The organism is Aeromonas sp. 1805 (genome assembly GCF_013085525.1).
GTDB lineage: Bacteria > Pseudomonadota > Gammaproteobacteria > Enterobacterales > Aeromonadaceae > Aeromonas > Aeromonas hydrophila.
Window position 1 is genome coordinate 4,670,563 of record NZ_CP038515.1, and the last position, 12,714, is coordinate 4,683,276.

A 12,714-nucleotide genomic window follows, 5' to 3' on the forward strand; every position below is an offset into this window, starting at 1 on the left:
CTTCTCTTTTCCTCTTAAGCGCGATACTGCTTGATCAATTCAATAAAGTGGTCGAACAGACCGGCACAGTCGTGCGGGCCCGGGCTCGCTTCGGGGTGACCTTGGAAGCTGAAGGCCGGACGGTCGGTGCGATGGATGCCCTGCAGGGAACCGTCGAACAGGGAGACGTGGGTCGCGCGCAGGCAATCCGGCAGAGTCTGCTCGTCCACCGCAAAACCGTGGTTCTGGGCGGTGATCATGACGGTGTTGTCGTCCAGGCTCTTCACCGGGTGGTTGGCACCGTGGTGGCCGAACTTCATCTTGATGGTCTTGGCGCCGGAGGCCAGACCCAGTAGCTGGTGACCCAGGCAGATGCCGAACACCGGGATATTGGTCTTGAGGAAGGCCTCGATGGCCTCGATGGCGTAGTCGCACGGCTCGGGGTCGCCGGGACCGTTGGAGAGGAAGATGCCATCGGGGTTCAGCGCCAGTACCTCGGCAGCCGGGGTCTTGGCTGGCACTACAGTCAGACGGCAGCCGCGGTCCACCAGCATGCGCAGGATGTTGCGCTTGACGCCAAAATCGTAGGCCACCACGTGGTATTTGAGCTGGTCGGCAGCCGGGGTGACGTGACCCTTGCCGAGCTGCCAGCTGCCCTCGGTCCAGTTGTACGCTTCACCAACCGTCACCTCTTTGGCCAGGTCCATCCCCTTCAGACCAGGGAAGGCGCGGGCCTGTTCGAGGGCATACGCTTCATCAACCTGTTTCCCGGCCAGAATGCAGCCGGCCTGGGCGCCTTTCTCGCGCAGGATGCGGGTCAGTTTGCGGGTGTCGATGTCGGCGATACCAACGATGTTGTGAGACTTGAGGTATTCGGAGAGGGATTGCTGATTGCGGAAATTGGAGGCAAGTATCGGAAGGTCCCGGATGATCAATCCCTGCGCGTGGATTTGACTGGACTCTTCATCTTCGCTGTTGGTGCCGGTGTTGCCTATATGGGGGTAAGTGAGGGTGACTATCTGACGGGAATAAGAGGGATCGGTGAGGATTTCCTGATAGCCCGTCATCGACGTATTGAAAACCACTTCACCAACGGAACATCCCTCGGCGCCTATCGACACGCCTTTGAACACAGTTCCATCTTCCAGCACTAGCAATGCAGTGTGATTCAAGACAACCTCCAGTTATTTAGCTTTAAATTCAGCAATTTACCTGGGTGTTGCGGGCTCGGTTCCGGCCTTGGACAGGACTCGAACCCGGCAGATTTCTGGCAAATTGGGCGCATTCTACTTAAAAACGATCGCATTTCAACGTCTTTTCTCATCTGAAATGCATCTAAATTCAATAAACAAGCAACATTACCCATTATCTATGCACTCAATCGCTTTGCAACCCCCACCCTGAAAAGAAAAGGCAAAAGTTGCTAACAATCCAGACCAAGAGGCCAGCATTGATACAAAAACCAATTTTTAATCCTTAAAAAACAACACAATGAAGTTTCATATAAAAAATCTCAATGCCTTCAAACAGCTTTTTTAGGGAGGATGAGTGGCCTTGAAAAATGGAAAACGTTTTTCTGCGTTTGAATTTTTAGTCTGTTTTGATGGATGTAAAAAAATGCCCTGACAGGGGCTATTGAGGCCCAATTTCGTTACCAGCCGATGACATTTGTGCAATGGCAGATCCGGCGCAGCAGCAGAGAGGGAGGATTTATACCACTTCGCACGAAAATCGCTTCGTAAGCGGCATTTATACAAAATCACCAATAAAAAACCCCGCATGAGCGGGGTTTTTAGCAGACGAACGGGCCGGGCAGCCTCTTCGTGCGCACCACGGGTGCCTGGATGTCAGTGGATGTGGTTACTTGAGGCCGAGCACGTCCTGCATGTCATAGAGGCCGGCGCCCTGCCCCTTGAGCCACTTGCCGGCGCGCACCGCACCGTTGGCGAAGGTGAGGCGGCTGGAGGCCTTGTGGCTGATCTCCACCCGCTCGCCGATGTCGGCAAACATGACGGTGTGTTCCCCCACCAGATCGCCGGCGCGAATGGTGGCAAAGCCGATGGTGTTGCGATCCCGCTCGCCGGTGATCCCCTCGCGGCCGTAGACAGCGCACTCTTTCAAGTCACGTCCGAGCGTCTTGGCCACCACCTCGCCCATGGAGAGCGCGGTACCGGACGGTGCATCCACCTTGTGTCTGTGGTGCCCCTCGATGATCTCGATGTCGGTGTAATCCCCCATCACTTTGGCGGCCTGCTCCAAAAGCTTGAACACCAGGTTGACGCCGACCGAGTAGTTGGAGGCGAAGACGATGCCGATCTCGCCGGCGGCGGCCTTGAGCGCCGCCTTGCCCGCGTCGTCAAAGCCGGTGGTGCCGATCACCATCTGCTTGTGGTGGGCCCGGGCGAAGGCCAGGTTGGCCAGGGTCACCTCGGGGCGGGTGAAGTCGATGATGAGATCAAACTCGTCCCGTACCTTGTCCAGGCTGTCGCTGATGATGACGCCGAGCCGACCCAGCCCGTTGAGTTCGCCGGCATCCAGCCCGATCACGGCGGAGCCCGGTCGCTCCAGCGCCGCCCCGACCACCACGCCCTCGGCATGGCTGATCGCCTCCAGCAGCACCTTGCCCATACGACCATTACAGCCCATCACGGCCACACGGATCGGATTGTCCATCTCCACCCTCTCATCTCTATTAAGGAAAGAGACCGTTTTACCAGCCTGCGCCCGCTTTGAAAAGCCCGCCGTGGCCGCCGTCAGTCACCCGAAAATTCAACGACATATCTCTTTAAATCCGAATATTTGACGGATTTAATCAATTAAGCAAAATCACAAGACAAAAAGCAGTATCCATCTGGACGGCTATCTTGACCGGGCGGGCGCGACTCACTACTGTAGACGCCCCATAGCGGCAGGATGCCCGCCACGCTCACCCCACTGCGGGCTGGCTGAGACAGGGAGGTCATGTTCAACCATCGAGGAACACATGATCCAGACTCAACCCAGCGCCAGAGCCCTGCTGCCTCTGCTGGTCTTTCTTGCTCTCTTTATCGGTACCGGCACCTGGCTGACCCTGCAGGGGGTCGAGTTCGCCTTCTATCAACTGCCCGCCCCCGTCGCCGCCCTCCCCGCCGTCATGCTGGCGCTGGTGCTGGGCAAGGAGGGGTTCAACAAGAACCTCGAGACCTTCTTCAAGGGGGTCGGTGACAACAACATCATGGCGATGTGCCTCATCTATCTGCTGGCGGGTGCCTTCGCCACCGTGGCCAAGGCCACCGGCGGGGTGGATGCCACGGTCGCGCTCGGCCTCTCCCTCATCCCCGGCTGGTTCCTGCTGCCGGGGCTGTTCCTCATCTCCGCCTTCATCGCCACCGCCATGGGCACCTCCATGGGCACCATTGGCGCCGTGGCACCGGTGGCGCTCGGCGTGGCCCAGGCCGCCGGCATCGATCCGGTGCTGATGGCGGGCACCATCCTCTCCGGCGCCATGTTTGGCGACAACCTCTCCATCATCTCCGACACCACCATTGCGGCCACCCGCAGCCAGGGCTGCGAGATGAAAGACAAGTTTCGCGAGAACTTCAAGATTGCCGCCCCGGCCGCCATCGGGGTGATCCTGCTCTATCTGACCCTGGGATCGGTCGGGGATGCTCCCGCTACCGAGGCCCATGTCGAGCTGCTCAAGGTGATGCCCTATCTGCTGATCCTGGTGCTGGCCCTCTCTGGCATGAACGTCTTCATGGTACTGGGGCTCGGCATTCTGGCGGCCGGCGGAGTCGGCCTGCTGGGGGATTACCCCCTCGGCCAGTTCAGCAAGGATATCTATCAGGGCTTCACCGGCATGCAGGAGATCTTCCTGCTCTCCATGCTGATCGGCGGCCTCGGCGCCCTGATGGAGCGCCAGGGGGGGCTGGCCTGGATAAGCTGCCGCATCAGCGCCCTGATCGCTCGCTTCACCCGTCAGCACGACGGCGAGCAGAACGAGAAGGCGGCCGAGCTCGGCATCGCCGGGGTGGTGAGCCTCACCAACCTCTGCACCGCCAACAACACGGTGGCCATCATAGTCGCCAGCAAGGTGGCCAAGGAGCTGGCAGATCATCACGGGGTCACTCCGCGCCGCGCCGCCTCCATGCTGGATATCTTCTCCTGCGTGGTGCAGGGGCTCATCCCCTGGGGCGCCCAGGCACTGCTGCTGGGCTCCATCTTCGCCCTCTCCCCGCTGGCAGTGGTGAGCATGAGCTTCTACCCCATGGCGCTGGCGCTGGCCGCCCTGGTGGCGGTGTTCGTCAAGCACCAGATGCGCAAAGCCGCCCACACCTGATAGTGCGGCCGCCGGGTCCCCGAGGATCCGGCGGCCGAGCCGCGCTGTTCAACCCGGCGCGGCCTTGTTAAGGTGATCGCCTGTCAGCGCGATCCGCTCGTCGCCCCCCGCCCGTTCATCAGAGGAGCCCCCATGCCGGATACCCAGCCTGAAAGACAATCCCTGCGCCAGCTCATCCGCCAGCGCAGAAAGAGCCTGACCCAGGCCGAGCAGCAGCAGGCGGCCCAGCAGCTGGTTGCCCAGTTCAAGCAGCATCCCGAGATCCTGGCGGCCAAACGCATCGCCCTCTATCTGGCCAACGACGGCGAGCTCAATCCCCTGCCCGCCATCCACTGGCTGTGGGCCCAGCAAAAAGAGGTCTACCTGCCGGTACTGCACCCCTTCACCCCGGGCCACCTGCTCTTCTTGCGCTACACCGCCACCAGCCCCATGACCCGCAACCGCTACGGCATCGCCGAACCTGAGCTCGACATGCAGCAGGTGGTGCCCCACAGCACCCTCGATCTGATTTGCACGCCGCTGGTGGCGTTCGATGCGGCAGGCAACCGGCTCGGCATGGGCGGCGGCTACTACGATCGCACCCTCGCCTGCTGGCATGAACACAGGCTCGGCCCCAAGCCACTGGGGCTCGCCCACGACTGCCAGCAGGTGGACGCGGTGCCGCAGGAGGAGTGGGACGTACCGCTGCCCCAGATCATCACCCCCAGCCGCTGCTGGCACTTTCCCGGCTAGGACCGTCTGCCCCCTCTGCCGCGATCGTCACGCCCTGCTGCCACAGCCATGGCGCAATGACATGGCGCAATAAACAGGCAAACGATTTACATCTTGCAGGTTTTTGGCCCGGAACGTGAGCTGGGTGGTCGCTCTGAGGGGGCGGCTTGGATATAATGCGGCCGCTTTTTTCCAAAGGATCGATCATGACTCAAGATGAAATGAAGAAGGCGGCCGGTTGGGCTGCGCTCAAGTATGTGGTTCCCGGCACCATCGTCGGGGTAGGCACCGGCTCTACCGTCAACCACTTCATCGATGCACTGGCGACCATGAAGGACGAGATCAAGGGGGCGGTATCCAGCTCCGTGGCCTCCACCGAACGCCTCAAGGGCTTCGGCATCACAGTGTATGACCTCAACGAGATCGACGCCCTCTCCGTCTACGTGGACGGTGCCGACGAGATCAACGGCACCCGCGACATGATCAAGGGCGGCGGCGCAGCCCTCACCCGCGAGAAGATCGTCGCCGCCGTGGCCGACAAGTTCATCTGCATCATCGACAACACCAAGACGGTCGACGTGCTCGGCACCTTCCCGCTGCCGGTGGAAGTGATCCCCATGGCCCGCGAATACGTGGCCCGCGAGATCAGAAAACTCGGCGGCAACCCGGTCTGGCGTGAAGGGGTGGTCACCGACAACGGCAACCACATCCTGGACGTGAAAGGCATGGCCATCAGCGATGCCAAGGGGCTGGAAGTGCAGCTCAATGCCATCGTAGGCACCGTCACCAACGGTCTGTTCGCCCACCGCGGTGCAGATGTGGTGCTGATTGGTACTCCCGACGGGGTCATCACCCAATAAGGTGCCTGCCAAGACCCCCCCAATGCAAGACGGCGCCCCATGGCGCCGTTTTTATTGGTTGCTCAATGAGTTGCAAACCCTCGTTTACAACTATCGTTGAAAACTTCAAAGAATTTGACTTTCGTCACAAATATTCCCTCTCCCAAACGTTTTTGCTACTTTACGGTTTTCTTCACACACCATATCTGCACTCACTTTTGCAAACATAGAGGGATCGTCATGACTGCCAAGTTTTCACTGGACAAGGATAAAATCAAGGTACTGCTGCTGGAGGGGGTTCACCCCAACACGGTGGAAACCTTTCGTGCCGCAGGTTACACCAGTGTGGAGTATCTGAAGACCTCTCTCTCCGAAGAAGATCTGATCGAGCGCATTCGTGACGTGCATTTCGTGGGGCTGCGCTCGCGCACCCAGATCACCGAGAAGGTGCTGGATGCCGCCAACAAGCTGGTGGCCATCGGCTGCTTCTGCATCGGTACCAACCAGGTCGAGCTCGACGCCGCCCATCTGCGCGGCATCCCGGTGTTCAACGCCCCCTTCTCCAACACCCGCTCGGTGGCCGAACTGGTGCTGGGCGAGATCCTGCTGCTGCTGCGCGGCATCCCGGAGAAGAACGCCAAGTGCCATCGCGGTGTGTGGGAAAAGCTGGCCAACCGCTCGGTGGAAGCCCGTGGCAAGAAGCTCGGCATCATCGGCTACGGCCACATCGGCACCCAGCTCGGCATCATCGCCGAGAGCATCGGCATGAAGGTCTACTACTACGACATCGAGAACAAGCTCTCGCTCGGCAACGCCATCCAGGTGCCAAGCATGGTCGAGCTGCTCAACATGTCCGACGTCATCAGCCTGCACGTGCCTGAGACCGCCTCCACCAAGGATCTGATCGGTGCCGAGCAACTGCGCATGATGAAACCGGGCGCCATCTTCATCAACGCCTCCCGCGGTACCGTGGTTGACATCGATGCTCTGGCCGACGTCATCAAGAGCGGTCACATCTCCGGCGCCGCCATCGACGTCTTCCCCAGCGAACCCAAGTCCAATGACGAAGAGTTCCTCACTCCGCTGCGCGGGCTGGACAACGTGATCCTGACCCCTCACATCGGCGGCTCCACCCAGGAAGCCCAGGAGAACATCGGGCTGGAAGTGGCCAACAAGCTGGTCAAATACTCGGACAACGGCTCCACCCTCTCCGCCGTCAACTTCCCCGAGGTCTCCCTGCCCGGCCACAAGGGTTCCAGCCGCCTGCTGCACATTCACCGCAACCAGCCCGGCGTGATGAACCAGATCAACCAGATCTTCGCCGACGAGGGGATCAACATCGCCGGCCAATACCTGCAGACCAGCAGCCACATCGGCTACGTGGTGATCGACGTGGAGACCGAGCACAGCGAGAAGGCGCTGGCCAAGCTCAAGGAGATCGGCGGCACCATCCGTGCCCGCATCCTGCACTGATTGGCCTGCAGAGCCGCCCAGCAAAAAGCCCGTCGTGATGACGGGCTTTTTTATGCTGCGATGCTAAGCGCACATCCGCATCCTTGCTCCTTTGCCCCCTTCTCCCTTCGCGGGAGAAGGGGTGGGGATGAGGGGGAGAAGATACCTCCCTCACCCAGCCATTCCCCAAAGGGAGAGAGCAATGACGCGAGAGAGAATGCGGCCTGACTTACCACCAACCCAGCAGGTTGCGGCCAACCAAAGCGCCCCACACCAGGGCGTTCAGGGCCAGCGCGATAAAGACGGCGGCGGAGCCCAGATCCTTGGCGCGACCGGAGAGCTCATGATGTTCGGAGCCGATGCGATCCACCACCGCTTCGACGGCGGAGTTGAGCACCTCGACGATCACCACCAGCCAGCTGATGCAGACCAGCAGCAGAATTTGCTCGAGGGTATCGCCGATCCAGAACGCCAGCGGCATCAGCAGCAGGATCAGCATCAGCTCCTGCCGGAAGGCCGCCTCGTTGATCCAGGCTGACTTGAGCCCCTTCATGCTGTAACCGGTTGCATTGATGATGCGGGTGACCCCGGTTGCCCCTGGCTTTGCCACGCTATCTACCTCATTTGGAATCGTTTTGGGGCTCACATCCTATCAGAGCCCCTCGAGGTTTCCATCAGGGGTTTTTTGCTTTATTTTATCCCTTTGCCTCTTCGGCACTCAGTCACTGCTACTGCCCACGCCACCCATTTCGAGAATCGAGTCGTATGTCCATTCACACCGATGAATTGCGCACCCGTCGCCTGGAGTCCCTGATCACTCCCAGCGAACTGGCGCACGCCTTCCCGTTAAGCGACACCGTTGCCCAGAATCTGCTGGATGCCCGCCGCGAAGTGGAAGCGATCCTGGCCGGTGAGGATCAGCGCCTGCTGGTCATCGTCGGTCCCTGCTCCATTCACGATCCGGCCGCCGCCCACGAGTACGCCCTGCGCCTCAATGCCCTGCGCGCGCAGTATAAAGAGAGCCTGTGCATCGTGATGCGCACCTATTTCGAGAAGCCGCGCACCATCGTCGGCTGGAAAGGCCTCATCAATGATCCGCGCCTCGATGGCAGCTTCGACGTCAACGAAGGGCTGAAACTGGCCCGCAAGCTGCTGGTGGACATCAACGCCCTCGGCATGCCCACCGCCACCGAGTTCCTCGACATGGTGACCGGCCAGTACATCAGCGATCTCATCACCTGGGGCGCCATCGGCGCGCGCACCACCGAATCCCAGGTGCACCGCGAGATGGCCTCCGCCCTCTCCTGCCCGGTCGGCTTCAAAAACGGCACCGACGGCAACACCCGCATTGCCATCGACGCGGTGCGCGCCGCCCGTCACAGCCACATCTTCTATTCCCCGGACAAGGACGGCAAGATGACCATCTACCGTACCGCCGGCAACCCCTATGGCCACGTGATCCTGCGCGGCGGTCACCGCCCCAACTACGATACCGCCAGCATCGATGAAGCGTGCGAAGCGCTGGCCGACGTCGGCCTGCCCGAGCGGCTGGTGGTGGATTTCAGTCACGGCAACAGCATGAAGGATCACCGTCGCCAGCTGCTGGTGGCGCAGGACATCTGCGATCAGCTGCGCCGCGGCCGCACCGGCATCGCCGGCATCATGGCCGAGAGCTTCCTGGTGGAAGGGCGGCAGGATGTGGAGAACGGCTGCGCCGTCACTTTCGGCCAGAGCATCACCGATGCCTGTCTCTCCTGGAGCGACACCGAAACCCTGCTGGCCATGCTGGCCGAGGCCGCCCAGGTGCGCCTTGCCAAGCAGCAGGGCTGAGTGCGGATGACAAACGCCGACTGGCGGATAGTGCCTCTCGACGAGACGCTGCTGGCGCAGTGGGCAACCCTGCGCCAGCAGTTGTGGCCGCACCACGAAATGGCGGCCCATCTGCAGGAAGGGGCCGAGCTGCTGACCGCAGCCCATCTCAACGCCTTTCTGGTGCTGGATGCGCAGAGCCAGGCGGTGGCCTTTGCCGATGCCGCCCTGCGCCGCGATTACGTGAACGGCTGCGAGAGCAGCCCTGTGGTCTATCTGGAAGGGGTCTATGTGCAGCCGGCTTCACGCCGGCGCGGGTTGGCCCAGGCCTTGATCGCCCGGGTGGCCCAGTGGGGCCGCGAGCTGGGTTGTCGCGAGCTGGCCTCCGATGCCGCCATCGACAACCTCGCCTCCCAGCAGCTGCACCAGCGACTCGGCTTTGCCGAAACAGAGCGGGTCGTCTTCTTCAAAAAGGCCCTCGGCTGACGCCAGGGCCTTGTTTGTTTCTCACAGGGTCGGCATAAACCAGACCCGGCCGCCCGCCTCGATGCGATCGGTCTTTATCTGAAACACCTGCGCCAGCAGCGCCTCGTCCACCAGCTCGACGCCTCCCTCCCGCACCACCCGCCCCTGTTGCAGACAGAGCAGGCGATCGGCCCAGTCGATGGCCAGGTTGATGTCGTGGATGGCGAGCACCACCAGCAACCCCTGCCCGGCCAGTTGCTTGAGCAGCCGCAGCAGCGCCAGCTGATGGTGCAGATCCAGTCCCGCCAGCGGTTCGTCCAGCAGCAATACCCGCCCGCCCGGGTTGAGGCTCGGCCACACCTGAAGCAGGGTGCGGGCGATCAGCACCCGCTGCTGCTCCCCGCCAGACAGCCGGCTGAAGTCCCGTGCCAGCAAGGCTTCCAGCTCCAGCGCCTGGCACAGCGCCTGAATGGCCTCGTTCTGTCTGGCCGCAGGCTGTGCCTCATCGAGCCCCAGGCTCAGCACCTGGAACACCGGGATATGGAACAGCTGGGGCTGGCGCTGGGGCAGCATGGCGCGCCGCTGTGCCAGTGCCGGCCAGCTCAAGTCCGCCAGCGACGCCCCACCGATGCGCACCTCCCCTTGCCCCGGCAAGAGGCCGGCCAGGGCGCCGAGCAGGGTCGACTTGCCGCTGCCGTTGGGGCCGAGCAGGGCCACCAGCTGGCCCCCCTGCCAGGCAAGGTCGAGGGGGGCGAGCCGGTTGGCGACGGCAAGGGCGCGGGCCGCCAGCAAGGGAGGCTGACCCCCGGGGTGATCAGGTGCTGGCATGGGCATCTTGCCTCAACAACAAATAGATGAAGAGCGGGGCGCCGACCGAGGCGGTGATGACCCCGATGGGCAGCTCCCCCGCCTGCAAGGCGGAGCGGGCGATGAGATCGGCCGCCAGCAGCAGGGCGCCGCCCCCCAGCGCCGAGGCGGGCAGCAGAAAGCGCTGATCGCTGCCGCCACAGAGCCGCAGCAGATGGGGCACCACCAGCCCGACGAAGCCGATGACACCGCACAGCGCCACCGCCATGCCGGTGAGCAGGCACACCGCCAGCACCAGCCGCACCCGCATCCTGTCCACATCGAGCCCCATCAGGCGGGCCTGGGTCTCTCCCAGCAGCAGTTGCTGCAGCGCCTTGCTTTGCCAGCAGAGCCAGCCGAGAGCGAGCGGGAACAGCAGCCACCACCAGGCCAGTTGCTGACTGCCATAGGCAAGGCTGCCCATCATCCAGAACATGAATTCACGCAGGGAGCCATCATCGGCAAAGTACATCAGCCAGGTCATGGCGGCGTTGGTGAGGATGCCGATGGCGACCCCGAACAGCAGCAGCCGGGCGTGGCCGAGCCGGGCCCGGCGCGCCAGCCGAATGAGCAGCATGGTCACCAGCAGGGCACCGCCGAAGGCCGCCAGCGACAACCCCCAGCCCGGCAGATAGACGCCGAGGGCCTTGGCCACCGCCATCGCCACCATGGCGGCCAATCCCGCCCCGCTCGAGACACCGAGCAGGCCGGGTTCGGCCACCGGGTTGTGCAGAATCACCTGCAGCACGGCGCCACCGCAGGCGAGCGCCGCCCCCGCCAGCAGGGCCAGCAGGGCGCGCGGCAGGCGCAGCTCCAGCAGGATGCGCTGCTCGAGATCCCCCAGCGGCTGCCAGGGCAGCAAGACGAATTCGCCCCAGGCGAGGGAGCAGAGGAACAGCGCCAGGGTCAGCAACAGCAGGCCGAGCAACCAGCGCCGCTGCCAGCGCTGCTGGCGGGCGAGCAAAGAGAGATACACAGAGGCTCTCCGAAGGTGAGAAGGAGCCAGCGCCAGAGCCTGTCGAGCAGCTGACGCGAGTCATGAAAAACGCATGATAACAGCGTGTTACTACCCGAGGTCAAGGCTGGTAAGGCTTGGCGAGGGCGGCGATCTCGCCGCTTGCCACCAGCTCCTGCAGAGCCAGTGCCAGTGGTTGCTGCAGCGCCTGATGGGGGGAGTGCTTGCTCATGCCCAGATAGAGCACCACTGGTTGCGGCGGCTGATAGGCCGCCTTGAGCAAACCGGCCTCGTTGTCCTGGCTCAGGGCGTAGTCCACCTGGCAGTCGGTGCCGATCATCAGCGGCAGGTGGCCGCGCTGCACCATGCGCAGCAGCTGATCCTCGGTGGGCACCCCGTGCTTGTCGAGTCGGTTGTCGGCATCAAAGGGGGCAAAATAGGCCGAATTGAGCACATAGCCCACCTTCTTGCCCTGCAGGTCGGCGTAGGTGCGCAGGGTCGATACCGCCGCCGCCTTGCCGTAGAAGGCCGGCCGGCACTGATAGTAGGCCGGCTGCAGATAATCGATGAAGGCTGCCCGCTCCGCCGTCATCGCCAAGCCTATCATGAGGTCCACCTGGCCGGTCTGCATCTGCTTGAGCGCCCGCCCCCAGGGCACCCGTTTCACCTCGAAGCGGATGCCGCTGCGGCGCTGCAACTGCTGCAAGATGTCCATGTCCAGCCCGCCGAAGCGGCCGTCCGGCTGCACTATCCGAAACGGCGGCCAGACATCGGTGGCCACCGTCAGGGTCGGCGCCCCATGCACCAGGCAGGCAAACAGCAGACCAAGCACACCCCAGCTTGTCTTGCCCATCCCGTACAACCCTCTGTGACTTCATCCTTGATGGATTAAAAATACCCTGCCACCCCACTTATGAAAACCCGTGGTTCGGAGATAAAATGCGATTGATTTTAAAGGAGAACCTAATGAACCCTATCTTTACCAGCATCGGCCTGCTGCTGTGCAGCAACGTCTTCATGACCTTCGCCTGGTATGCCCACCTCAAGAGCATGAATCACAAACCCTGGATCATCGCCGCCCTGGTGAGCTGGGGCATAGCGCTGTTCGAATACCTGCTGCAGGTACCTGCCAACCGCATCGGCCACACCGTGCTCTCCGTCGGCCAGCTCAAGATCCTGCAGGAGGTGATCACCCTCACCGTGTTCGTCCCCTTCTCCATCTTCTATCTGAAAGAGGATCTGAAATGGGATTACCTGTGGGCCGGCCTGTGCATCCTGGGCGCGGTGTTTTTTGTCTTTCGCGAGAAACTCACCGGCGCCTGACGCTGTACACTCAATGA

The 12,714-nt window shown here is 62.1% G+C and carries 13 protein-coding genes; 7 read left to right on the forward strand and 6 right to left on the reverse strand.

Annotation, left to right across the window (positions count from 1 at the left end; all coding sequences use genetic code 11):
- Positions 1-14: 14 nt before the first annotated feature.
- Positions 15-1,151 (reverse strand): glutamine-hydrolyzing carbamoyl-phosphate synthase small subunit, encoded by a 1,137-nt coding sequence (carA, locus tag E5E96_RS21630; RefSeq protein WP_016351187.1) that lies wholly within the window; start codon positions 1,149-1,151, stop codon positions 15-17.
- 688 nt (positions 1,152-1,839) lie between these two features.
- Complete coding sequence (gene dapB, locus E5E96_RS21635) at positions 1,840-2,652, reverse strand: 4-hydroxy-tetrahydrodipicolinate reductase (RefSeq protein ID WP_011706537.1); 813 nt, start codon at positions 2,650-2,652, stop codon at positions 1,840-1,842.
- Positions 2,653-2,962: 310 nt separating this feature from the next.
- On the opposite strand from dapB, the gene E5E96_RS21640 reads away from it, so the two are divergent.
- From E5E96_RS21640 to serA, 4 genes are all read left to right on the forward strand, one after another.
- Complete coding sequence (locus tag E5E96_RS21640) at positions 2,963-4,297, forward strand: Na+/H+ antiporter NhaC family protein (protein ID WP_029303891.1); 1,335 nt, start codon at positions 2,963-2,965, stop codon at positions 4,295-4,297.
- Between the two features lie 132 nt (positions 4,298-4,429).
- Positions 4,430-5,029 carry a 5-formyltetrahydrofolate cyclo-ligase gene (locus tag E5E96_RS21645; protein WP_011706539.1) on the forward strand — a complete coding sequence of 200 codons (600 nt, stop codon included), beginning with the start codon at positions 4,430-4,432 and terminating at the stop codon, positions 5,027-5,029.
- A gap of 185 nt (positions 5,030-5,214) precedes the next feature.
- Entirely contained in the window at positions 5,215-5,868 is a 654-nt protein-coding gene (rpiA, locus tag E5E96_RS21650; protein WP_029303893.1) for a ribose-5-phosphate isomerase RpiA, read from the forward strand.
- A 219-nt stretch (positions 5,869-6,087) separates the two neighbouring features.
- The gene (gene serA, locus E5E96_RS21655; protein ID WP_024946386.1) at positions 6,088-7,320 is read left to right on the forward strand and encodes a phosphoglycerate dehydrogenase; all 1,233 of its coding nucleotides are present in this window, start codon (positions 6,088-6,090) and stop codon (positions 7,318-7,320) included.
- A gap of 208 nt (positions 7,321-7,528) precedes the next feature.
- On the opposite strand, the gene E5E96_RS21660 is transcribed toward serA, so the two are convergent.
- Positions 7,529-7,909, reverse strand: coding sequence for a diacylglycerol kinase (locus E5E96_RS21660; protein ID WP_011706544.1), 381 nt, complete (start codon positions 7,907-7,909; stop codon positions 7,529-7,531).
- A gap of 155 nt (positions 7,910-8,064) precedes the next feature.
- Between E5E96_RS21660 and E5E96_RS21665 the strand changes: the two genes are divergently transcribed.
- Both E5E96_RS21665 and aac(6') read left to right on the forward strand, forming a co-directional pair.
- Complete coding sequence (locus tag E5E96_RS21665) at positions 8,065-9,129, forward strand: 3-deoxy-7-phosphoheptulonate synthase (protein ID WP_045527311.1); 1,065 nt, start codon at positions 8,065-8,067, stop codon at positions 9,127-9,129.
- Between the two features lie 6 nt (positions 9,130-9,135).
- Entirely contained in the window at positions 9,136-9,594 is a 459-nt protein-coding gene (aac(6'), locus tag E5E96_RS21670; RefSeq protein ID WP_139389996.1) for an aminoglycoside 6'-N-acetyltransferase, read from the forward strand.
- Between the two features lie 21 nt (positions 9,595-9,615).
- Here aac(6') and E5E96_RS21675 read toward each other — a convergent pair whose 3' ends face one another.
- From E5E96_RS21675 to E5E96_RS21685, 3 genes are all read right to left on the reverse strand, one after another.
- Positions 9,616-10,401: an ATP-binding cassette domain-containing protein gene (locus E5E96_RS21675; protein WP_171283126.1), complete on the reverse strand. Its 786-nt coding sequence runs from the start codon at positions 10,399-10,401 to the stop codon at positions 9,616-9,618.
- Complete coding sequence (gene btuC, locus E5E96_RS21680) at positions 10,388-11,395, reverse strand: vitamin B12 ABC transporter permease BtuC (RefSeq protein ID WP_171283127.1); 1,008 nt, start codon at positions 11,393-11,395, stop codon at positions 10,388-10,390. Before btuC ends, E5E96_RS21675 begins: the two co-directional genes overlap by 14 nt.
- A gap of 100 nt (positions 11,396-11,495) precedes the next feature.
- A complete protein-coding gene (locus E5E96_RS21685) occupies positions 11,496-12,227 on the reverse strand; it encodes an ABC transporter substrate-binding protein (protein WP_029300033.1) in 732 nt (243 codons plus the stop codon).
- A gap of 113 nt (positions 12,228-12,340) precedes the next feature.
- Between E5E96_RS21685 and E5E96_RS21690 the strand changes: the two genes are divergently transcribed.
- Complete coding sequence (locus E5E96_RS21690; protein WP_005302630.1) at positions 12,341-12,697, forward strand: DMT family protein; 357 nt, start codon at positions 12,341-12,343, stop codon at positions 12,695-12,697.
- Positions 12,698-12,714 lie beyond the last annotated feature (17 nt).

Coding starts and splice junctions, on each gene's coding strand:
- dapB (WP_011706537.1), bottom strand. CDS start 2,652: ATGGACAATCCGATCCGTGTGGCCGTGATGGGCTGTAATGGTCGTATG.
- E5E96_RS21640 (WP_029303891.1), top strand. CDS start 2,963: ATGATCCAGACTCAACCCAGCGCCAGAGCCCTGCTGCCTCTGCTGGTC.
- E5E96_RS21645 (WP_011706539.1), top strand. CDS start 4,430: ATGCCGGATACCCAGCCTGAAAGACAATCCCTGCGCCAGCTCATCCGC.
- rpiA (WP_029303893.1), top strand. CDS start 5,215: ATGACTCAAGATGAAATGAAGAAGGCGGCCGGTTGGGCTGCGCTCAAG.
- serA (WP_024946386.1), top strand. CDS start 6,088: ATGACTGCCAAGTTTTCACTGGACAAGGATAAAATCAAGGTACTGCTG.
- E5E96_RS21665 (WP_045527311.1), top strand. CDS start 8,065: ATGTCCATTCACACCGATGAATTGCGCACCCGTCGCCTGGAGTCCCTG.
- E5E96_RS21675 (WP_171283126.1), bottom strand. CDS start 10,401: ATGCCAGCACCTGATCACCCCGGGGGTCAGCCTCCCTTGCTGGCGGCC.
- E5E96_RS21685 (WP_029300033.1), bottom strand. CDS start 12,227: ATGGGCAAGACAAGCTGGGGTGTGCTTGGTCTGCTGTTTGCCTGCCTG.
- E5E96_RS21690 (WP_005302630.1), top strand. CDS start 12,341: ATGAACCCTATCTTTACCAGCATCGGCCTGCTGCTGTGCAGCAACGTC.